Raw genomic sequence first — 22234 nt, forward strand, 5'->3', positions numbered from 1 at the left:
TCGACCGCTGTACCGGAGGAGCGAGCCGCGCGGTGGTATACGGGGAGTCACGGAACGACGGGAGCCCGGCGGACCCGGAAGGTCCGGCGGATCCGACAGGACGCGTGGGTGCGACGGGCCCGGCGGGACACCGGAGGAGGGAGCGCAGTGCCGTGGAGTGGTTCACCGCATCCGACTACTGGCTGACCCGGCTGGTCTTCCAGCGGTCGCTGGCCGGGCTGTACCTGGTCGCGTTCCTGACGGCGGCGCTGCAGTTCCGCGCGCTGATCGGGGAGCGCGGCATGCTGCCGGTGCCGCGCTTCACGGCGCGGGTGCCGGCCCGCCGGTCGCCGAGCCTGTTCCACCTCCACTACTCGGACCGGTTCTTCGCGCTCTGCGCGTGGACCGGCTGCGCGGTGTCGGCGGCGCTGCTCGCGGGGCTGGACTCGCTGCTTCCGCTGTGGGGCGGGATGCTGCTGTGGCTGGTGCCGTGGGCGCTGTACCTGTCGATCGTCAACGTCGGGCAGACCTGGTACGCGTTCGGCTGGGAGTCGCTGCTGCTCGAGGTCGGCTTCCTCGCCGTCCTCCTCGGCAACGACGAGGTGGCCCCGCCGGTCGTCGTGCTGTTCCTGCTGCGGTGGATCCTGTTCCGGGTGGAGTTCGGCGCGGGACTGATCAAGATGCGCGGTGACGCGTGCTGGCGGAAGCTGACCTGCCTGGACCACCACCACGAGACCCAGCCGATGCCGGGACCGCTGAGCTGGTTCTTCCACCACCTGCCCAAGCCGCTGCACCGGGTCGAGGTGGCGGCGAACCACGTCACCCAGCTCGTCGTGCCGTTCCTGCTGTTCGCCCCGCAGCCGGTCGCCACGGCCGCCGCCGCGCTGATGATCCTCACCCAGCTGTGGCTGGTGCTCTCGGGCAACTTCGCCTGGCTGAACTGGATCACGATCGTGCTGGCCCTGTCGGCGGTCGCGTTCCCGGCCGATCCGCCCGAGGTGCCCGACGCGCCGCTGTGGTACGTGGTGGTCGTCCTCGCGGTGTCCGCGCTGCTGCTCGGCCTCTCCTGGCGGCCGGTGCGCAACATGCTCTCCCGCCGCCAGGTGATGAACCGCTCCTTCGACCCGCTGCACCTGGTCAACACCTACGGGGCGTTCGGCAGCGTCAGCCGGATCCGGTACGAGGTGGTGCTCGAGGGCACGGCGGACGAACCGGCCCGGGAGGACTCCGACTGGCGGGAGTACGAGTTCAAGGGCAAGCCGGGCGATCCGCGGCGCTGGCCGCGTCAGTTCGCCCCGTACCACCTGCGGCTCGACTGGCTGGTGTGGTTCGCCGCGCTGTCGCCCGCGTACGCCGGGCCGTGGTTCGGCGCGCTGGTGGAGCGCCTGCTGGAGGGCGACCGCGACACGCTGGGGCTGCTGCGCCGCTCCCCGTTCCCGCCGGGCGCGCCGCCCCGGTACGTCCGCGCCCGCCTGTTCCGCTACCGCTACACGACCTGGCGGGAGCTGCGGGAGACGGGGGCGTGCTGGCGGCGGACGTACGTGCGGGAGTTCCTGCCGCCGACCCGGCTGGCGCGGGCGGCCCGGGATCCGTAGGCACGGGTGGCGGCGCCCCGCGGGGCGCGGGTCAGGCCCGCTTCAGCCGCAGTGTCATCAGCTCGAAGGGACGCAGCCGCACGGGGATCCGGTCGCCGTCGAGAGCCGGCGGCTCCGTGTCCGCCAGGGGACGCTCCAGCAGGTCGGTCACCTGGACGCCGGTGGCCGCGAACCCGGTGGTGAGGGTGGCGCGGGCGCGGCCCCCGTGGGCCTCGTGGAAGCGGACGACGACGTCGCCGCTGCCGTCGTCGGCCAGCTTGACCGCCGTGACCACCACGGACTCCCGGTCGACCGTCACCAGCGGGGCGACCTCGCCGGCTCCGGTGAGCCGCCGCTCGGGCAGGTTGATCCGCCAGCCCTCGCGCACCGCGTCGCCGATGTCCGCGCCCGGCACCAGCGCGTGCCGGAAGCGGTGCACGCCCTGGTCGGTCCCGGGGTCGGGGAAGCGCGGGGCGCGCAGCAGGGACACCCGGACGGTGGTGGTCGTCCCCCGGTCGCCGTCGGTGCGGACGGTCCGGGTCACGTCGTGGCCGTACGTCGAGTCGTTGACGACCGCGACGCCCCAGCCCGGTTCCCGAAGGTGGACGAAGCGGTGGTTGCACGCCTCGAACCGGGCCGCCTCCCAGGAGGTGTTGGTGTGCGTGGGCCGGTGGACGTGCCCGAACTGCGTCTCGGCCGCGTACCGTTCGGCGTGCAGGTCGAGCGGGAAGGCGAGTTTGAGGAACTTCTCCGTCTCGTGCCAGTCGACCTCGGTGTCCACCACGAGCCGTCGCTCCCCCGGCGGGAGCGACAGCACCTGGGTGACCCGGGAGTCGCCGAAGGAGCGCGTGATCCGCACCGACGCGCCGTCCTGACCGGCGGTGATCCCGTCCACGCCGGTCAGGTCGGTGACCGTGTTGCGGTAGAACGCGTCGACGTCCCAGGCGTCCCACATGTTCGGGAGGTCCGGGTGCAGCTGGAGGAGGTTGCCGGCCTGCCCGGGGGCGATGGTCTCCCGGTCGGCCCCGATGTCGTGGGCGGACACCACCAGGCCCCGGGTGTCGATCTCGACCCGCAGGATCCCGTCGGTCAGGACGTACCCGCCGCCGCGGCGGTCCGACAGCTCGGTGCGCCCCCGCTCCGCGGGGGTGCGCGCACCGCCCGCCGGGACGCCCGCGCGGGCGTGCGGGGCCGCGTTGAAGACGAGCGGGGTGGCGCCCTCGCCGGCCAGGGAGCGCTGGGCGGCCTCGACGACGCCCTCCAGTTCGCCGGCGATCCGGTCGTAGGCGGCGCGGGCCTCGCGGTGCACCCAGGCGATGGAGGAGCCGGGCAGGATGTCGTGGAACTGGTGCAGCAGCACCGTCTTCCAGATCCGGTCCAGCTCCGCGTGGGGATAGGGGAACCCGGTCCGCACGGCCGCCGTGGCCGCCCACAGCTCGGCCTCGTGCAGGAGGTGTTCGCTGCGCCGGTTGCCCCGTTTGGTCCCGGCCTGGCTGGTGAGGGTGGCGCGGTGCAGTTCGAGGTAGAGCTCGCCGACCCAGACCGGCGGCTCGGGGTACTCGGCCTCGGCCCGGGCGAAGAACGCGGACGGCGTCTCCCAGGTGACGGTCGCCGAGCCCTCGAGGCTGCGCAGCCGGGCCGCCTTGGCGACCATCTCCCGGGTGGTGCCGCCGCCCCCGTCGCCCCAGCCGGTGGGGGCGAGGGAGTGCCGGGCGGCGCCCTTGTCCCGGAAGGTGCGGACCGCGTGGGCGATCTCGCCGCCCGTCATCGAGCAGGTGTAGGTGTCGACGGGCGGGAAGTGGGTGAAGATCCGGGTGCCGTCGATGCCCTCCCACCGGAAGGTGTGGTGCGGGAACCTGTTCGTCCGCGACCAGGAGATCTTCTGCGTCAGCAGGTACCGGGAGCCCGCCGCCCGGATGATCTGGGGCAGGCCCGCGGCGAAGCCGAAGGTGTCCGGCAGCCACACCTCGTCGTTCTCGATGCCGAACTCGTCGAGGAAGAACCGCTTTCCGTGCACGAACTGCCGGGCCATCGCCTCCGCGCCGGGCATGTTGGTGTCCGACTCCACCCACATGCCCCCGGCCGGTACGAACCGCCCGTCGGCCACGGCCTTCTTCACCCGGGCCCACACCTCGGGCCGGTGTTCCTTCAGCCACGCCCACTGCTGGGCCTGGGACATGGCGAAGACGAACTCCGGCTCGTCGTCGAGCAGCGCGGTCATGCTGGCCGCCGTGCGGGCCACCTTGCGCACGGTCTCGCGCAGCGGCCACAGCCACGCCGAGTCGATGTGCGCGTGCCCGACGGCGCCGATGCGGTGGGCGGAGGGCACGGCGGGCGCGGCGAGCACGTCGGTGAGCCGTGAACGGGCGTGCCGTGCGGTGCCGTTGACGTCCTGGAGGTCGATCGCGTCGAGTGCCCGCTCCACCGCCCGCAGGATCTCCCAGCGGCGCGGCGACTCCACCGGCAGTTCGGCCATCAGCTCGCCGAGCACCTCCAGGTCCATCACCAGCCGCCAGACGTCCTCGTCGAAGACGGCGAGGTCCATCCGGGCGAGCGTGTACTGCGGCGCGCTGCCGGCGGTGTCCCGGTCGCCGAGCGGTGTGGGCCGGAACAGGAAGGGGCGGTGGGCGAGGACGACGGGGTTGGAGGCGGCCTCGATGTGCAGGCGCACCTCCTCACCGCCCTCGGCGGGGGCGCCGACCCGCACCCACTGGTTGCGCGGGTTCAGGCCCTTCACCGGGGTGCCGTCGGGCCGGTAGACCAGGCCCTCGCACTGGAAGCCGGGCAGGTTCTCGTCGAAGCCGAGGTCGAGGACCGCCTCGACGGTCCTGCCGGCCCACGCCTCGGGGACGGTCCCGGTGACCCGGAACCAGCTGGTGCCCCAGGGGGCTCCCCAGCGGGTGCCCACCGCGACGGGCCCGGGCTCGGCCGCGAGGCCCTCGGCGACCGGCACGGGTTCTCCGGGGGCGTGCCACACGGCGACCTCGAGGGGGACGGACTCGGGGTACACGGCGGGGCGGACGCGCTCGTCGAGGACACGCCTGAGGCGGGCCTCGACCAGGGTGCGGTCGTCATGCATGCGGGTGCTCCGTGGCGGTGGCGGGCGGGCGGGGGGCGGGCGGCCGCTCGGCGCGGCGGTCGCCGGGTGCGCGGGGGCCGGGGATGCGGTCGTGGTGTACGGCTCCCCCACCGCGCGCGGTCCGAATCACGTCCGGTTCCCCTCTTCGCCCGGGCGCGCGGGCTCTCGACGCGCGGCCCCGGCCGGGGCACAGTTCTCCCTGCGTACCCGCCGGTACGCACCGCCCCCCTTGCCACGAGGAGCCGAAGGTGACCAGTTGGGCCGGCCGGACCGCCGCCGAGATCGCCGCCGCCGTACGGGAGAAGCGCGTCACCGCGCGGGAGGTGGTCGCGGAACACCTCACGCGGATCGAGCGGCTCGACGGGCGTGTCGGGGCCTTCCGCACGGTACGGGCCGGGGCCGCGCTCGCCGAGGCCGACGAGGTGGCCGCCCGCCCCGGTCTGGGGGACCTGCCCCTGGCCGGGGTGCCCGTGGCGGTCAAGGACAACATCGCCGTGCGCGGCGAGAGCATGCGCGTCGGGTCCGCCGCGACCCCGGACACGCCCGCCGGGCGGGACCACGAGACGGTGGCGCGGCTGCGGGCGGCGGGCGCGGTGGTCGTGGGGCTGACGAACGTGCCGGAGCTGTGCGTCTTCGGCACCACCGACGGCGTCCACGGCACCGCCCGCAACCCCTGGGACCTCACGCGCAGCGCGGGCGGTTCGTCCGGGGGCAGCGCGGCCGCCGTCGCCGCCGGGATGGTGCCGGTCGCCCTCGGCAACGACGGCATGGGCTCGCTGCGCATACCGGCCGCCAACTGCGGTCTGGTGACCCTCAAGCCGGGGCACGGGGTCGTGCCGGCGGGGATCGGGGACGGCGACTGGTTCGGGATGTCGGAGAACGGGCCGCTCGCCACGACGGTCGAGGACGTCCGCCTGGTGCTCGGGGTCCTCGCCGGCACCGGGGCCGTGCCCCGTCCCGGGGCCGCCGCCCGCAGGATCGCCGTGTCCCTGCGCAGCCCGCTGGCCGGCGTTCCCGTCGCCGGGCCGTACGCGGCGGCCGCCCGGGAGGCCGCCGAGGCGCTGATGAGGGCCGGGCACCAGGTGCGGCGGGCCGATCCGCCGTATCCGGTGTCGCTGGGCGTGACCGCGCTGGTCCACTGGACGGCGGGGACGGCCGTGGACGCACGCGGTGTCGACGCCCGTCTGCTGGCGCGGCGCACCCGGGTGCACGCGGCCATCGGCCGGCGCTGCGAGCGCACCGCGCGTTCCGGGGCCGGCCGGGAGCGGCTGAGGCGGCGGCTGGAGCCGTTCTTCGCCGAGCACGACGTCCTGCTCACCCCGGCCCTGGCCCGCCGCTCCCCCGAGGCGGGGCCCTGGCACGAGCGGGGCTGGCTGCGGAACATGGTCGCCAACTCGGCGTACTCACCGCTGACACCGCCCTGGAACCTGACGGGCCGGCCCGCGATGTCCGTGCCGTTCGGCACCCTGCCGTCCGGTGCGCCCCGCGCGGTCCAGCTGGTGGGCCGCCCGGGGTCGGAGGCCGATCTGCTGGAGATAGCGGGGCAGTTGGAACAGCGGCACCCGTGGCGGCGGACCGCGCCCCTGGAGCAGCGGCCCGCCGGAAACGGTGTTGCCGCGGTCCGCGGCGGTCGCCTAGGGTCGGCCGGGTGACTGCCGGGTCGGCCACGGGCCATACACGTGAGGTGCTCCCGGCCTCGGAGTGAGGCCGTCCGGGGCGCCCCCGCCCGAGGGCGGCCGGGAGCCGGGGAGGGCACGCGCCCCGCCTCCCCCTCCGCGTTTCCACGTCCCCCCGCCGCGCTCCCGCGCGGCTCCCCGACGAGAACGAGACCGGAGACGAATCCAGCCGTGCCCGAGACACAGCACCCTTCCACGACCGAACCGCCCGTCACGGCGGTTCAGTTGAACCACATCGCCGTCCCCGCCCACGACCGGCGGCTGTCGGCGGAGTTCCTCGCCGCGGTCCTGGGCCTGGAGGTCGGCGCCCCGTTCGGACCGTTCCTGCCCGTCGACCTCGGCAACGGGGTGACGCTCGACTACTACGAGAAGCGGGACGAGCCGATACAGCCGCAGCACTACGCGTTCCTCGTGCCCGAGGAGCGGTTCGACACGATGATCACCCGCCTGGAGGCGGTCGGGGTCACCCACTACGCCGATCCGGGCCACACCGAGCCCGGCCGGGTCAACGACCTGTTCGGCGGTCGCGGCGCCTACTTCGACGACCCGGACGGCCACAACATGGAGATCATGACCCGGCCCTACGTCCGGCCGTAGGAGAGGACCCCCCGGTCACAGCGCCCGGTACATGACGTGCAGCCCGACCCGGCCGTGCCGGGGATGCTCGAACGCCTCGGGAACCGTCCCGAGGACCTCGAACCCCAGGGACGTCCACAGCCCCACGGCCGGGTTGGTCTCGACGACGGCGTTGAACACCATGCCCCGGTAGCCGGCCGCCCGGGCCTCGGCCAGGACGTGCTCGGCGAGGACGCGGCCGAGCCCCCGGCCGGCCCGCTCCGGGTCGACCATGAAACCGGCGTTGGCGATCCGCGCGGCCGGCCCGCCGTAGTTGGGGGTGAGGTAGGCGGAGGCGACGAGGGCCCCGGTGTCGTCCTCGACGACGTAGACCCGTTTCGCCGGGCTCATCCACAGGGCCCGGGCGTCCTCCTCGGAGGTGTCCGGGTCCCAGGTGTAGGTGTCGCCCGCGGCGACGATGCGGTGCCAGAACGGCCAGATGCGCGGCCAGTCGTCAGCGGCGGCTTCCCTGATCTGCATGGATGCGAGTCTGGCACGCCCGTGGGTCCGGTGGAGGCGAGGGGAGGGCGGTGTCAGTCGACACTGGGGAGGATGTGGGGCTCGGCGAGGTCGTCCTCGTAGCCCGCGAGGCGGATCGGGGCCGACCGGGCCCACACCTCCAGGCAGCCGAGCTGCCCGGGTCGTCGGCCCGGGGGCTCCGGGCGTTCCTCGGGGCGCTGTTCGCGACTGGTCATCTCCGGCGTCACCGCGCACTCCTTATGTGTCGGTCACCCTGGGACGTGCTGCGCCGGCCCCGTCGCGCCGTGCGCCCGACGTCCGCCCGGGCCTGGATTGAAAGCGGTTCGGACGCGGTGGCGCCGGCGACTCGAGGGAGGGCAGCCCGTTGTGAACCGGCTTGTCCCATGACGGACCGTGGGTGCGGGTAGGACCCTTTGCTGCTGTCCGTCCGCATCAGGTTAACCAAATGAGCGACCCCCCGCTCGATGGGGCTGAAAACCGTGGGTAACAATCACGTGTCCGGCAACCCCGTTGGCCCTCGATATGCCGGTATGCGGCTCTTGGTGCCCTTACCTTCAGTCACTCCTTCGGACTACATCCCGTAGACGTCTTCGAGGAGATCGCACCGTCCCGGCGGAGTTCAGGCCTCGTTGGCCGGCCCGCAAGCCGGTCGTGGTCTGCTGCCGGACGGCAACGGCTGTCTCCCGGGAGGACCGGCGCATGGAACCGCGCACCGTCGAGGAGCTGATGGACCTGCTGTACGCGTGCCGGGGCGTCCGGGAGGCGTCCCGGGGCGGCGCTCCGGTCGACGTCCACGACCACGCGCTGCGGACCGCCGCGTTGCTGCGCCGGGGCCGCCCCGCGGACAAGGAGCTCCAGGTCGCCGGTCTGGTGCGGCCCGTCGGGCGGCTGCTGTCGCCGGACGGACCGGCGGGACGGGCCGACCGCGCGGCGGACGCGGTCCGGGCCCTGCTCGGCGGGCGGGTCGCCGGCCTGGTGCGCCGCCACCTCCTCGGCGGCCTCCCCGTCGACGACGACCTCCTCACCCTGCGCGCGGCGGACGAGGAGGCCCGCACCGCCTGTTTCGACGCCGGGGTCCTGGAGGACTGGCGCACCGTGCTGGAGCTGCTGGCGGCGCGCAACGCACGGCTGGGGGCGGTGGACTGACGGCCTGCCGGTCCACCGCCCCGTCACCACTTGCCGGGCGCGTAGTCCTTCAGGAAGACGCCGTACAGGTCCTCGCCCGCCTCGCCGCGCACGACGGGGTCGTAGACGCGGGCCGCGCCGTCGACCAGGTCGAGCGGGGCGTGGAAGCCGGCCTCGGCGAGGCGCAGCTTGTCGAAGTGGGGCCGCTCGTCGGTGATCCACCCGGTGTCGACCGACGTCATCAGGATGCGGTCGGTGTCGAACATCTCCTGCGCGCTGGTCCGCGTCACCATGTTCATGGCCGCCTTGGCCGCGTTGGTGTTGGGATGGCCCGCGCCCTTGTAGCCGCGGGCGAACACGCCTTCCATCGCCGAGACGTTGACGACGTACGCGCGCCCCGAGGACGCCCGGCGCGCCGCCTCGGCCATCGCCGGACGCAACTTGCTGATCAGGATGAACGGCGCCGTGTAGTTGCACAGCTGGGTCTCCAGCAGCTCCACCGGGGAGATCTGCTCGATGGTCTGCACCCAGGTGTTGGTGTCGACGACGTCGGGGACCAGGCCGCCCGCGTCGATGGCGGTGCCGTCACGGTGCCGTTCCACACTGGCGTTGCCCGCGACCAGGGCGAGGTCGGCCACCTTCTGCGCGTCGAGTCCGCTGACGCCGACGGGCAGCGCGGCCAGTCCGTCGACCGCGCCGGAGCCGAAGGCGCCGATGACGTGGTGGGCGGGCAGCTCGCCGGCCGGCAGCGGGGCGCTCTCGCCCTCGACGAGCGCGGCGTACGCGGACGGCAGGCGGCGTACGGTCTGGGTGGCGTTGTTGATCAGGATGTCGAGCGGGCCCTGCTCCGCGACCCGGTCGGCCAGCGCGACGGCCTGGCCGGGGTCGCGCAGGTCGATGCCGACGACCTCCAGGCGGTGGATCCAGTCCGCGGAGTCCTCCATGGCCTTGAAGCGGCGGATGGCGTCCTTGGGGAAGCGCGTGGTGACCGTGGTGTGGGCGCCGTCGCGCAGCAGCCGCAGCGCTATGTACATGCCGATCTTGGCGCGTCCGCCGGTGAGCAGGGCGCGCTTGCCGGTGAGGTCGGTGCGGGCGTCGCGCCGGGCCCGGTTCTCGGCGGCGCACGTCGGGCAGAGCTGGTGGTAGAAGTAGTCGACCTCGACGTAGCGGGTCTTGCAGACGTAGCAGGAGCGGGGGCGCTGGAGTATCCCCGCGATCCGGCCGGGCCCGACGCGGGAGGACGGGAGGATGCCCTCCGTCTCGTCGTCGATGCGCTCGGCGGAGCCGGTCGCGGTGGCCTCGGTGACCGCGCGGTCGTGGGCGGTCTTGGCGGCCCGGCGCTCCTGGCGGCGGCGCTGCTTGACCACGCGGTAGAGGTGCGAGGTCGCCCGGCGCACCTTGATCGCGTCGGGGTGGTCGACGTCGAGCCGGTCGAGCTCCTCGATCACACTGAGGCAGACGGCGAGCCGCTCCGGGTCGATGCCGGGCCCGTACGCCACCGTGTCCGTGGCCCCGGGGCCGTCCTCTGTCACCGTCATCGCCGCTGCCGTTCCCTGCTCTGTCCGCGCGGCGCGCCGGTCGCGCCCGCTGTCGAACGGGGGATTTTACGGAGCACCGGGCCGCGGCGCCAAACCCGTCCGCGGGAACCGCCCCGGCCGGAACGCCCGGGGAGAGGCAGGTCACAGGGGCACGGCGGTCAGGTGTCGCAGACGGTGAGCAGTGTCCGCACCTCCTCGGACAGCGCGCGGGCCAGCCGGTCGACGTCGGGGACGGCGGCGCCGTCGGCGACCAGGCCGTAGTGGACGTGTCCGCGGTAGGTGGAGACCGCGACCGCGAGGGAGTGCCCGGGGGCCAGCGGCGCGAGCGGGAAGACCGCGCCGAGCGGATCGCCGCCGAGCTTCAGGCCGAAGCCGGGCAGCGGAACGCTGGTGACCAGCACGTCGAACCAGAGGCGGGCCGCCTGGCCGAGCAGCGGGCCGCCCAGCCGGTGGCCGAGCGGCGGCACGTGGTCGGCGAGCAGCGCGACGGCGCCCGCGCCCCGGTGGGGGCCCGCGTCCTTGTTGCGGTCCATGGCGGTGCGCACCAGGGCGAGGCGCGCGAGCGGGTCCCCCTCCTCGACGGGCAGCCGCAGCAGGTACCCGGAGAGCCGGTTGCCCTGCGGATGCGCGGTGCGCGGACGGCGCCGGGAGACGGGGACGAGGGCGCGGGGTGCGACGCCCTCGCTGCCGTCACCGCGCTCGTCGAGCCAGCGGCGCAGCGCGCCGGCGACGACCGCGATCAGCACGTCGTTGACGGTGCCGCCGGCGCTCTTGCGGATCCGGTGCACGTCGTCGAGGTCGATCACCGCGCCGGCGGTGCGACGGGTGCCGCTGGGGGCGCAGCCGAGCGCGGGCGAGGACCGCATGTCGAGGGTGGACCGGGCGACGGCGGCACCGATGTCCAGGGCCCGCCCCGCGTCGGACAGGGCGTCCCGGACGAGCTCGGGCACCTTGCGCACGTCCGGGAGCAGCCCGCGCGGCGGCCCGGCCGGGCGGGACCGGGGGGCGGGCAGGTCCATCGGGTCCATCAGCGCGGCGGCCAGGGTGAGGGCGCGCAACCCGTCGGCGAGGGCGTGGTGGAACTTGAACAGCACGGCGAACGAGGCGCCGTCCCGCCCGGGCAGCACGTGGGCCTCCCAGGGCGGCCGGCTGCGCTCCAGCGGGCGTTCCATGAGCCGCCCGGCCGCGGCGTGGAAGTCGGCGGCGGGGGCGTGCAGCCGGACGTGGTCCAGGGGGTCGAAACCGGGGTCGGGCTCCCGCGCGGCGCCGCCGAAGGCGAGCGATCCGCGCAGGGCGGAGACGAGCGGACGGCGCAGGGCGGAGACGAGCGACTCGCCGGGGGCCGGCCGCGGGCGCCGGAGCGACGGCCGCGCGGTGAGCGGCTGCCACACGTCCCGGATGCGCATCCGCAGTCCGGGTACGGCGGCGGCCCGGGCGGCGAGCAGGTCGGCCGCGTGGGCGCCCGCGGAGGGCGAGCGGGCCGCGAAGACACCGAGCGCCCCCAGGTGCATGGGATGACCGGCGGACTCCAGGTTCCAGAACGCCAGGTCGAGAGGAGCGAGCGGGTCTGCGGTCACGGGACTTGCCTCTCATCGACGACCCGACAACGGGACGGGGCGGGCTGAATGAACGGAAGGGACGGAAGGGACGGGAGGAGCGAAAGGAACGGAAGGGACGGAAGGGGTGCAAGGGATCGGACACTACAGCCCGGCCGGGGCGACCGCACGGGCCGGACCGGACGCGGGGTGGACCAGCAGTCAATCGCCCCCGGCCGATTACGGTCAAGTACGATCCGCATACGCACAGTTAACACCATGTAACACCTCCGCCCCCTCCACCGGTGCGGTGGAGGGGGCGGGATTCGGGTGACGGACGGGGTCACGGCGGTGCGGTCGGCTCCCGCCGGGGCGGGGGACGCCACCCGGACGGGCGCGGGCCGCCGGGGGAACCCCTCCTCATCGCGGGGCGACCTCCGCGGCCGGGCAGCCCGCGGGCCGTGCCCGGGAGGCGTCCCGGATCAGGGCCTCGTGCGCCGCCTTCACCCGGGCCACGTCCGGCTTCAGGACGTGGCGGTCGTAGGTGAGCAGACCGTTCAGCTCGCCCTCGACGTCCGTGATCTGGGTGTACACGGCGCCGTTGCTGCCCCGGCACACCAGCGCGCGCACCTCGTCGAGCTTGGTGAGGTAGTCGTCGGTGTAGGTCTTCGGGTCGACGTCGACGTACGACATCTGCACCGACCAGGCGTGCCCGGGCACGGCGAGGCCGAGGCCGCCGTACTCGCCGGTGACCAGGGCGCGCCTGCCGTCCGGGCGGGGCGGGAGGGCCGGGCTGGGGTAGCCGTGCTCGTCCATAATGTCGCCGGCGTTCCCGTCGGCGCCGAGGTTGAGCCCCGACTGGTTGTTGACCAGGCGGGTGGGGTCCCAGGCCTTGGCCTGTTCGGCGACGCGGCCCACGTCGTACTGGCCCCAGCCCTCGTTGAAGGTGACCCACATGACGATCGACGGGCTGCTGATGTGCTCGTCGATCATCTGCTTCATCTCGCGCTCGTAGCGGGCGCGGGACTCGGCGTCCGGGTTCACCCCGGGCGTCATGGAGGGCATGTCCTGCCACACCATGAGCCCCAGCCGGTCGGCCCAGTAGAACCAGCGGTCCGGTTCGACCTTGATGTGCTTGCGCACGGAGTTGAAGCCGAGCTTCTTGTGCACGCGCAGGTCGTGCGCGAGGGCCTCGTCGGTGGGCGCGGTGTGCAGGCCGTCGGGCCAGAAGCCCTGGTCGAGCGTGGCCATCAGGAAGACCGGCTCGCCGTTGAGGACCGTGCGCGGCACGCCGTCCACCTGCTCGACGCCGACGGAGCGCATCCCGAAGTAGCTGCCGACGCGGTCGGCGCCGACGGTCACCCTCAGGTCGTACAGGAACGGGTCGTCGGGCGACCACAGGCGCGGGTTCCTGATCCTCAGGGTCAGCGGCTTGCCGGTGCGGCCGCTGACCGTGGCGACCTTGCGCCGTCCGTCGTACGCGGTCGCCGTGACCGGCACGCCGTCCCGGACGCCCGTCGCCTCCACCGTGAGCCGCTCGCCGGGCACGTCGGGGACGAGCTTGAGGGAGTCGACGTGGTCGCGGGCGACCGGCTCCATCCAGACCGTCTGCCAGATGCCCGAGCTGGACGTGTACCAGATGCCGCCGGGGTTCAGGCTCTGCTTGCCGAGCGGGGGGTTCTCGCCGCCACGCGCGTCGGTGGGGTCGTACACGCCGACGATGAGCTCCTGGGTGCGGCCGGGCCGCAGCGCGTCGGTGACGTCGGCGCTGAACTTGTCGTAGCCGCCCTCGTGCGTGACGACCTTGGTGCCGTTGACGTACACCTCGGAGCGCCAGTCGACCGCGCCGAAGTTCAGCCGCAGCCGCTGGGCCGGGCCGATGCGCCAGTCGCGGGGGACGGTGAAGGTGCGGCGGTACCACATGCGGTCCTCGTGCCGCTGGATCCCGGAGAGCTGGGACTCCACCGGGTACGGGACGAGGATGCGCTCCTTCAGCGTCTTCCCGACCGGCGGCCGTTCGCCCTCCTCGGCGGCGGCGAACTGCCAGCGGCCGTTGAGGTTCACCCACTTCTCCCGGGTGAGCTGCGGACGCGGGTACTCGGGGAGGGCGTTGTCGGGACCGACCTCGTCGGCCCACCCGGTGCGCAGTTCGTGGGTGGAGCGGTTGGGGCCGCTGCTCAGGAACGCGTCCACGGGGTCGCCGTCGGCGGCGGTCAGGCCGCCCCGTCCGTCGTAGCGGACGTCGGCGCGGCCGCGGGCGGTGCCGGTCTTGTTGCCGACGACGGGTTCGGCGAGCGTGACGAGCAGCGCCCGGGGGTCGGCCGGGTCCGGCTCCGCCGACTCCAGGGGCCACTCGGCGCCGCCGATCACCGCGTTCAGGTGGTCGGTGAGACCGGCCGGGGGCGTGGCGAGCCGCTGCGGGAAGTCGAGTTTCAGGGTGCGGCCGGAGGCGAGGACGGTGGCGGCGAGGGCGCCGTCGTAGGGGAAATCGTCGGGGAGGCGGAACGCCGACTGCGGGACGGGTTCCTTGGTGCCGCCGGGTTCGGTCCAGCGCAGGCGGAGGTTGGACCCGCCGTAGTGCTCGAAGTACTCGACCTTGATGTCGTGGGCCCGGCCGGCGGTCAGCTCGATCGGTTCGGCGGTCTGTTCGCGGTCCCAGTCGTCGACCCAGTGGTCGATGGCGAGCCGGCCGTCGATCCACAGGCGGAAGCCGTTGTCGCCGATGATCGAGAAGGTGTGGGCGCCGGTCCTCTCCGGCACGATCTTCCCGGTCCAGCGGACGCTGACGTCGTCCGACCGGCCGGTGGTGACGTTCAGGCGCGGCTCCAGGTTGTCGAAGTCGATGTGGGGGTCGAAGGCGGTGGCCTTGAGCTCGTGGAAGTCGAAGGCGCCGGGGGCGGAGTGGGTGTAGTACTCGCCCTTCAGGCCGTGGATCTCCACCGGCTCGTCCTGTGCCGCGGTCGCGGCCGTGCCGGTCGCGGTGAGTCCGGTGACTCCCAGCGCGGCGGCCAGGAGAAGCGCGACACGGTCCCTGAGTCGTCTGATGCGCACGGATCCTCCGTCGGTGAGGAAGGTGACGGCTCGCTGCTCGGTGCTCAGTACTCGGTGCTCGGTGCTCGGTTTGTGCCGGTTTCCGCTCGGTGAGGTGTTCTGTTGTGTGCGCTGCACATTGCTTTACAACGTTGTCACCAACAGTTGTTGACATAACAGCACGGATTCCGTCAGCAGTCCAGGGACATGACAAAGACCCCGGCGGTCGTCACGTCCCACCGGGGCCCCGCGCGTCCGCGGCACCGCTACGGCACCCGCTGCCCCTTCCCCAGCGCGATCACCCCGCCCTCGGACACCGTGTACAGCTCCGCGTCCCGCTCCGGATTGACGCCGATCGTCGCGTCCGGCGGCACCTCGACGTTCTTGTCCAGCACCGCCCCGCGCACCACCGCGCCCCGTCCGACGTGGACGTTGTCGTGCAGCACCGAGCCCTGCACCACGGCCCCGGGGTCGACCACCACGCCGGGCGACAGCACGGACCGGGTGACCTGGCCCCGGATCAGGCAGCCCGCGCTGATGATGGACTCGCTCGCCATGCCGCCGGCGTTGAACCGGGCGGGCGAGAGCTGGCTGGAGTGGGTGTAGATGGGCCACTGCCGGTTGTACAGGTTGAACGCGGGACGCTCGGCGATCAGGTCCATGTGGGCCTCGTAGTACGCGTCCAGCGTGCCGACGTCCCGCCAGTAGCCCTGGTCGCGGCTGGTCTCGCCGGGCACGTGGTGGGAGCCGAAGTCGTACAGGTGGGCCTCGCCCCGCTCGGTCAGCCGGGGCAGGATCGAGCCGCCCATGTCGTGCGCCGAGTCCTCGTCCTCGGCGTCCCGCTGGAGCGCCTCGATCAGGGCCTTGGTGGTGAAGACGTAGTTGCCCATGGAGGCGAACACGCAGTCGGGGGCGTCGGCGAGGCCGGGAGGGTCGGCGGGCTTCTCCAGGAAGCCCTCCACGGTCCGGCCGTCCGGGCCCGGGGTGATCACGCCGAAGGCGGCGGACTCCGAGCGCGGCACCCGGATCCCGGCGACCGTGACGCCGGCGCCGCTCTCGATGTGCTGGGCGAGCATCTGGCGCGGGTCCATCCGGTACACGTGGTCGGCGCCGAACACCGCCACGTGGTCCGGCTGTTCGTCGTGGATCAGGTTCAGCGACTGCAGGATGGCGTCGGCGCTGCCCAGGTACCAGCGCGGGCCGAGGCGCTGCTGGGCGGGGACCGGGGTGACGTAGTTGCCGAGCAGGCTGGACATCCGCCAGGTGGTGGTGATGTGCCGGTCCAGCGAGTGCGACTTGTACTGCGTCAGCACGCAGATCCGCTTGATGTCGCCGTTGACGAGGTTGGACAGCACGAAGTCGACCAGGCGGTACGTGCCGCCGAAGGTGACCGCCGGTTTGGCGCGGTCCGCCGTGAGGGGCATCAGCCGCTTGCCCTCGCCGCCCGCCAGCACGATTCCCAGGATCGATGGACCTCCACGACGCATGGCCGCTCCCCTCACGCCGGAGTTTCCCCCCGACTGCCCCCGGGCGGGCGGGGCTAAGCCTGTTTCAGGACCTCCTCGTAGAGCCGGACCGTGCGGCGGGCCACCGCGCCCCAGCCGAACTCCCCGACCGCGCGCTCCCGCCCGGCCTCGCCCATCCGCCGCGCGGCGTCCGGATCGCCGAGGACCGCGTCGAGGGCCCGTGCGAGGCCCGCCTCGAAACCGTCGTCCGCCTCCACGAGCACCCCGGTCACGCCGTCCTCCACGACCTCGGGGATCCCGCCGACCCTGGAGGCCACCACGGGGGTGCCGCAGGCCATCGCCTCCAGGTTGACGATGCCGAGCGGCTCGTAGACCGACGGGCAGACGAACACGGCGGCGTGCGTGAGGAGCTGGATCACCTCCGGGCGCGGCAGCATCCGCGGGATCCAGTGCACCCCGTCGCGGACCCGGCTCAGCTCCTGGTGCAGCTCGCGGAACTCCCGGTCGGTCTCGGGGGTGTCCGGCGCGCCCGCGCACAGCACGACCTGCGCGGCCGGGTCGATGCCGCGCACGGCCCGCAGCAGGTGGGGCACGCCCTTCTGGCGGGTGATGCGGCCGACGAACAGCACGTACGGGCGGGAGCGGTCGAGGCCGATCCGGTCCAGGGCGTCGGTGCCGGGGTCGGGGCGGTACAGGTTCGTGTCGATGCCGTTGTGCACGACGTGCACCCGGCCGGGGTCCAGCGCCGGATAGCAGGCGAGGACGTCCTCGCGCATGGCGCCGGAGACGGCGATCACCGCGTCGGCGGATTCGACGGCGGTGCGCTCGGCCCAGCTCGACAGGGCGTAGCCGCCGCCCAGCTGCTCGGCCTTCCAGGGGCGCAGCGGCTCGAGGGAGTGGGCGGTCAGCACGTGCGGGACGCCGTGCAGCAGCTTGGCGAGGTGGCCGCCGAGGGCCGCGTACCAGGTGTGGGAGTGGACCAGTTCGCTGCCCTGGAGGGCGGCGGCCATGGCGAGGTCCACGGAGAAGGTGCGCAGCGCGTCGTTGGCGCCGTCGAGCGCGGACCAGGGCCGGTGGCGCAGCACGCCGTCCGTGCGGCCCTCGCCCCAGCAGTGCACCCGGAGGTCCACCAGGGCCCGCAGCTCCCGGGCGAGGAACTCCACGTGGACCCCGGCGCCGCCGTACACGTCCGGGGGGTACTCCCGGGTCAGCAGTCCCACGCGCACCCGTGAACCCCCTGTCCGAGCGGATGTCCCTCCCATGGTCACCCAGACGGGGTCCGCGGGGAAGAGCGGGGCGGTCCCGGGCCGCGGCGGCCGCCGCCGGACGTCCCCGCCGGACGCCCGGCGGCGCGGCGGCCGCGGCCGGAAGTCGCCGTGAACGTCCGGGCGTTGCACCGCGTACACCTGTGCGGAAGCGGGCGGCGGCGGAGGACGGCGGGGGGCCGGGGTCCGCGGCGGCCAGGGCGCCGCGCCCCCTAGGGGGCGCGGCCGGGGACTCTCCCCCCGCGGGCGCACGCCCTGGGGATGACGGGGTCGCCGTCGTACTCCACCGGCAGTAGGACTCATTGGGTGCTCAGGGACGACGACGGGAACAGCCGGACGGGGCATCGTGGTGGGCATGAGAGCCGACCGTTCGCCGTGCCGGGTTCCGCGCCCGGGCCCCGCGCAGAGGAGCAGCCGATGAGCGCCCTCGCGTTGTCCGTGCTGCTGTCGTTCGTCTCCGCCGTGGCGTACGCCGGCGGGGCGATCGTGCAGGAGCAGGTCGCGCTCTCCTCCCCCGGTGGGCAGCAGTACGCGCCGCTGCGCAGGCCGGGCTGGTGGGCGGCCGTCGCGCTCAACGGCCTCGGCGGACTGCTGCACGTGGTGGCGCTGGCCTGCGGCCCGCTGAGCCTCGTGCAGCCGCTGGGCGCCCTGACCATCGTGTTCGCGCTGCCCATGGCCGCGCTGTTCGTGGGCCGCAGGGCCGGGGCGACCGCCTGGCGCGGCGCCCTCATGGCGACCGTGGGCCTGGCCGGTCTGCTCGGTCTGGTCGGCGCCTCCGACGCGCAGTCGCTGGACACCGCCCAGCGGGCGGCGGCGGCGCTGGTCACGGCCATCGCGGTGGTGGCGCTGGTGATCGCGGCCCGGGCCGCGCACCGGCATCCCGCGGTGCGCGGCATCCTGCTGGCCGTCGCGTCCGGTGTCGCGTTCGGCATGTCCTCCGTCTTCACCAAGACCGTCGCGGTCGACTGGACCGGCGGGGTCTCGGCGGCGGACCTGCCGTCCCTCGCGGTGATCGGCGTCCTGGCCACGGCCGGCATGCTCCTGTCCCAGGCCTCCTACCGCGGCGCCGGGCTCGCGGCGCCGCTGGCGACGCTGACGGTGGTGAACCCGGTGGTGGCGGCGGCGGTCGGCATCACGATGTTCGGCGAGACCTTCCGCCACGGCGCGACGGGCACGGCGCTCGCGCTGAGCTGCGGTGTGGTCGCGGCCGGCGGGCTGATCCTGCTGACGACGGAGCGGCTGGCGCGCGAGCAGCGGCGGACGGCGGACGCACCGCCCGCGAGCCCCCGGCCCGGGACCGCCCTTCCCGCCTCCGTGCCGGGGCCCGTGCCCGCCACGGTCCCCGCCGCCCGGTCCGCGGCGGCCGCGGAGCCGGAGGCCGGCCCCGCCGGGCGGCTGCCGGCCGGACTCGCGGTGCCCGAGGACGTGCGCGTGCCGCGGCCTGCGCCGCCGTCCGGGACACCGGTCGGTGCGGGACCCGCCCCGGTGCCGCCGGTGTCGTACGGGCTCTTCCACGGCGGCCCGTACGCGCCGGTGCCGGTGGGCGGGCACCGGGCGCGCGTCAGATCCTGACGCCGCCCGCCCTCAGGTAGGCGACCGGGTCGATGTCCGAACCGAAACCGGGCCCCGTCCGCACCTCGAAGTGCAGGTGCGGGCCCGAGCTGTTCCCGGTCGAGCCGGAGCGGCCGATGCGCTGGCCGGCGACGACCTGCTGGCCGCTCCTGACGGAGATCGCCGACAGGTGCGCGTACTGGCTGTAGCGGCCGTCGGTGTGCCGGACGACCACCTGGTAGCCGAAGGAGCCCTCCCAGCCCGCGCTGACGACCCGGCCCGCCGCGACCGACTTCACCGACGTGCCGGTGGGCACGGGGAAGTCGACCCCGGTGTGGTAGCCCTTCGACCAGGCGGACCCGGCCTTGTGGTACGGCGTGCCGAGGGCGGCGCCGACCGGGGCGACCAGGGTGCCGCCGGTCTGGGTGGCGCGGTCGGCGCGGTCCCCGTCGCGCTGCGGTGCGGTCTTCTTCCCCGCCGTACCGGCGGCCCGCTTCGACGGCTTCTCCGCCGCCCTGGGCTTCGGCACCTTGGCCTTCGGCGCCCCGGACGGCTTCTCCGGTGCCTCGGCGGCCTTCCCGGGCGGCGCCTTCGCCGCCGTGCCCGACGGCCCGGGCAGGGCGAGCCGCTGGCCGGGCAGGATGAGGTCGGGATCGGCTCCGACGGCCGAGCGGTTGGCCTCGTACAGGCCCCGCCAGCCGCCCCGGACCCCTTCGCCCTCGGCGATGCCGGAGAGGGTGTCGCCGCGGACCACGGTGTACATCTCGGCGCGGCCCGCCCGGGACTGGGGCGTGGTGTGCGGCTTCACGTCCTCCACGGAGGGCCGGCCGGCCCGCCCGCCGCCGGCCTTCCGGCCGTCGCCGCCCGCCTTCCTGCTCTTCTCCCCGCTCCGGTCGGGCCGGTCGGCGGCCGGCCGGATGTCCGGGGTGTCGCCGCCCCTGGCCAGTCCGGCCCGGACCGAGCACACCGGCCAGGCGCCGGGTCCCTGGCCGTCGAGGACCTTCTCGGCGATCGCGATCTGCTGGTCCTTGGTGGCCAGGTCCGCGCGCGGCGCGTACCGGGTGCCGCCGAACGCCTCCCACGTGGACCGGGTGAACTGCAACCCGCCGTAGTAGCCGTTGCCCGTGTTGATGTCCCAGTCGTTGCTGGACTCACACGCGGCGACCTTGTCCCAGGTCCCCACGTCGGCGGCCTGGGCGGTGCCGGCGCCCATGAGCGGCAGCGCCATGCCGGCACCGCCCGCGGTGACGGTGAGTGAGGCGCGGTTGATCCTGTTCGGCTGGTACCGGCGATGCCGGCCGCGCACGGCCATGGAGCCCTCCTCGACAATGCGTCAGGAGGGGCAAAAGTAAGCGCGGCGAACTGCCCGGGACAAGACGCGTATCAGCCGCCCGGTTGCGCCAAGTGGCCGGTTCTCTCCCACGGTTGCGCCCCGTCTGCCGCACCGTGCACCGCACGCGCGGGCGGATGCGTCGGTCCGCGGGCGCGCGGTCCCGTGCACCGCCCGCGCACCGGCTGAGTACGTGGGAGGCTTTCGCGCGTATGTGCCTGCGCGGGGCCGGCGGGGCCGCACGACCCGCACGTGCGGACGGAAGTACGGCACGTCAGGATGGTTGATGGCAGGACTGACGGGCGCCGGCCGGCAGCACCGCCACCCCGGCAGTACCGATACCAAGGGCACTAGGAGCCAACCCTATGAGCAGTTCAGCGCAGATCGGCGTCACGGGTCTCGCGGTCATGGGCCGCAACCTCGCGCGCAACTTCGCCCGCAACGGCTACACGGTCGCGGTGCACAACCGGACGGCGGCGCGCACGCACGCGCTGGTGGAGGAGTTCGGGCACGAGGGCGACTTCGTGGCGGCCGAGACGGCCAAGGAGTTCGTGGCGGCGCTGGAGCGCCCGCGGCGCCTGGTGATCATGGTGAAGGCGGGCGAGCCGACGGACGCCGTGATCGAGGAGTTCGCCCCGCTGCTGGAGCCCGGTGACATGATCATCGACGGCGGCAACGCCCACTTCGCCGACACCCGGCGCCGGGAGCGCGAGCTGCGGGAGAAGGGCATCCACTTCGTCGGCACGGGCATCTCCGGCGGCGAGGAGGGCGCGCTCCACGGGCCGAGCATCATGCCGGGCGGCTCGAAGGAGTCGTACGAGTCCCTGGGCCCGATGCTGGAGAGGATCTCCGCCAAGGCGGCCGACGGCGCGCCCTGTGTCACGCACGTCGGCCCGGACGGCGCCGGCCACTTCGTGAAGATGGTCCACAACGGCATCGAGTACGCCGACATGCAGCTGATCGGCGAGGCCTACCAGCTGCTGCGCGACGTCGCCGGGTACTCCCCCGCGCGGATCGCGGAGATCTTCCGCACCTGGAACACCGGTCGGCTGGACTCGTACCTGATCGAGATCACCGCCGAGGTGCTCTCCCACGTGGACGCGGCCACCGGCGAGCCGTTCGTGGACGTGGTGGTGGACCAGGCCGAGCAGAAGGGCACGGGGCGCTGGACCGTGCAGATCGCGCTCGACCTGGGCGTGCCGGTGTCGGGCATCGCGGAGGCGGTGTTCGCCCGTTCGCTGTCGGGTCACGCGGCGCTGCGCGAGGCCTCGCGCGGCCTCGCCGGCCCGAAGGCCGCGCCGCTGGGCGAGGCGGAGGCGGCGGCGTTCGCCGACCGGGTGGAACAGGCGCTGTACGCGTCGAAGATCGTGTCGTACACCCAGGGCTTCCACGAGATCGCCGCGGGCAGCGAGGAGTACGGCTGGGACATCGACCTCGGCGCGGTCTCCGCGATCTGGCGCGGCGGCTGCATCATCCGGGCGGCCTTCCTGGACCGCATCCGCGCCGCCTACGACGCGCGGGCCGACCTGCCGAGCCTGCTGTCCGACGAGACGTTCGCGCGGGAGATCGCCGAGGCGCAGGACGACTGGCGCGAGGTGCTGGTCGCCGCGACCCGCCAGGGCGTGCCCACGCCCGGTTTCGCCGCGGCCCTCGCCTACTACGACGCCCTGCGCGCGGAGCGCCTGCCGGCCGCGCTCACCCAGGGCCAGCGGGACTACTTCGGCGCGCACACCTACCGGCGCACGGACCGCGAGGGCTCGTTCCACACGCTGTGGGGCGGGGACCGGTCGGAGGTGACCGCGTGACGGACCGCGGCGGGACGCGCTGACGGCGCACCGCGGGGAAGAGGGCGGTGGGGGGGGGGGGGGGGGGGGGGGGGGGAGGGGGACGGGGGGGGGGGGGGGGGGGGGGGGGGGGGGGGGGAGGGGGGGCAAGAAAAGAAAGGGCAATTCTCACCAAGGAAGGAGGGAGTGCGTGTGGGGGGGGGGGGT

At 74.1% G+C, this 22234-nt stretch carries 15 protein-coding genes; 6 read left to right on the forward strand and 9 right to left on the reverse strand.

Annotated features, from left to right (window positions below; all coding sequences use genetic code 11):
* The first annotated feature begins 152 nt into the window (after positions 1-152).
* Positions 153-1574, forward strand: coding sequence for a lipase maturation factor family protein (locus ACZ56B_RS02530; protein ID WP_468785415.1), 1422 nt, complete (start codon positions 153-155; stop codon positions 1572-1574).
* A gap of 31 nt (positions 1575-1605) precedes the next feature.
* Here the strand turns inward: ACZ56B_RS02530 and ACZ56B_RS02535 are convergent, their stop codons facing one another.
* Positions 1606-4632 carry an alpha-mannosidase gene (locus ACZ56B_RS02535; RefSeq protein ID WP_468785416.1) on the reverse strand — a complete coding sequence of 1009 codons (3027 nt, stop codon included), beginning with the start codon at positions 4630-4632 and terminating at the stop codon, positions 1606-1608.
* Positions 4633-4880: 248 nt separating this feature from the next.
* Here ACZ56B_RS02535 and ACZ56B_RS02540 point away from each other — a divergent pair, with 248 nt between their 5' ends.
* Together ACZ56B_RS02540 and ACZ56B_RS02545 are read left to right on the forward strand one after the other, a co-directional pair.
* Entirely contained in the window at positions 4881-6284 is a 1404-nt protein-coding gene (locus ACZ56B_RS02540) for an amidase (RefSeq protein ID WP_468785418.1), read from the forward strand.
* 195 nt (positions 6285-6479) lie between these two features.
* Entirely contained in the window at positions 6480-6905 is a 426-nt protein-coding gene (locus tag ACZ56B_RS02545; RefSeq protein WP_468785420.1) for a VOC family protein, read from the forward strand.
* A 15-nt stretch (positions 6906-6920) separates the two neighbouring features.
* On the opposite strand, the gene ACZ56B_RS02550 is transcribed toward ACZ56B_RS02545, so the two are convergent.
* Positions 6921-7403, reverse strand: a complete 483-nt coding sequence (locus tag ACZ56B_RS02550; RefSeq protein ID WP_468785422.1) for a GNAT family N-acetyltransferase — start codon at positions 7401-7403, stop codon at positions 6921-6923.
* A 53-nt stretch (positions 7404-7456) separates the two neighbouring features.
* Positions 7457-7630 carry a hypothetical protein gene (locus tag ACZ56B_RS02555; protein WP_468785424.1) on the reverse strand — a complete coding sequence of 58 codons (174 nt, stop codon included), beginning with the start codon at positions 7628-7630 and terminating at the stop codon, positions 7457-7459.
* A 472-nt stretch (positions 7631-8102) separates the two neighbouring features.
* Between ACZ56B_RS02555 and ACZ56B_RS02560 the strand changes: the two genes are divergently transcribed.
* Positions 8103-8549 carry a hypothetical protein gene (locus ACZ56B_RS02560; RefSeq protein WP_468785426.1) on the forward strand — a complete coding sequence of 149 codons (447 nt, stop codon included), beginning with the start codon at positions 8103-8105 and terminating at the stop codon, positions 8547-8549.
* A gap of 23 nt (positions 8550-8572) precedes the next feature.
* Here the strand turns inward: ACZ56B_RS02560 and ACZ56B_RS02565 are convergent, their stop codons facing one another.
* The 5 genes from ACZ56B_RS02565 to glgA form a co-directional block, all read right to left on the reverse strand.
* Positions 8573-10066 carry an SDR family NAD(P)-dependent oxidoreductase gene (locus ACZ56B_RS02565; protein ID WP_468785428.1) on the reverse strand — a complete coding sequence of 498 codons (1494 nt, stop codon included), beginning with the start codon at positions 10064-10066 and terminating at the stop codon, positions 8573-8575.
* A gap of 158 nt (positions 10067-10224) precedes the next feature.
* Positions 10225-11643: a wax ester/triacylglycerol synthase family O-acyltransferase gene (locus ACZ56B_RS02570; protein WP_468785430.1), complete on the reverse strand. Its 1419-nt coding sequence runs from the start codon at positions 11641-11643 to the stop codon at positions 10225-10227.
* Between the two features lie 378 nt (positions 11644-12021).
* Positions 12022-14652: a PA14 domain-containing protein gene (locus ACZ56B_RS02575; RefSeq protein WP_468785432.1), complete on the reverse strand. Its 2631-nt coding sequence runs from the start codon at positions 14650-14652 to the stop codon at positions 12022-12024.
* A gap of 245 nt (positions 14653-14897) precedes the next feature.
* Positions 14898-16118, reverse strand: a complete 1221-nt coding sequence (glgC, locus tag ACZ56B_RS02580) for a glucose-1-phosphate adenylyltransferase (RefSeq protein ID WP_468785434.1) — start codon at positions 16116-16118, stop codon at positions 14898-14900.
* A 53-nt stretch (positions 16119-16171) separates the two neighbouring features.
* The gene (gene glgA / locus ACZ56B_RS02585) at positions 16172-17323 is read right to left on the reverse strand and encodes a glycogen synthase (RefSeq protein ID WP_468785436.1); all 1152 of its coding nucleotides are present in this window, start codon (positions 17321-17323) and stop codon (positions 16172-16174) included.
* Between the two features lie 456 nt (positions 17324-17779).
* Between glgA and ACZ56B_RS02590 the strand changes: the two genes are divergently transcribed.
* Positions 17780-18934 carry a DMT family transporter gene (locus ACZ56B_RS02590; RefSeq protein ID WP_468785438.1) on the forward strand — a complete coding sequence of 385 codons (1155 nt, stop codon included), beginning with the start codon at positions 17780-17782 and terminating at the stop codon, positions 18932-18934.
* Here ACZ56B_RS02590 and ACZ56B_RS02595 read toward each other — a convergent pair.
* Positions 18924-20225 carry a transglycosylase family protein gene (locus tag ACZ56B_RS02595; protein WP_468785440.1) on the reverse strand — a complete coding sequence of 434 codons (1302 nt, stop codon included), beginning with the start codon at positions 20223-20225 and terminating at the stop codon, positions 18924-18926. The genes ACZ56B_RS02590 and ACZ56B_RS02595 overlap by 11 nt on opposite strands.
* Before the next feature lie 383 nt (positions 20226-20608).
* On the opposite strand from ACZ56B_RS02595, the gene gndA reads away from it, so the two are divergent.
* A complete protein-coding gene (gndA, locus tag ACZ56B_RS02600; RefSeq protein ID WP_468785441.1) occupies positions 20609-22048 on the forward strand; it encodes an NADP-dependent phosphogluconate dehydrogenase in 1440 nt (479 codons plus the stop codon).
* The last annotated feature ends 186 nt before the right edge of the window (positions 22049-22234 follow it).

The sequence above is a fragment of the Streptomyces sp. NPDC034670 genome (assembly GCF_055574875.1).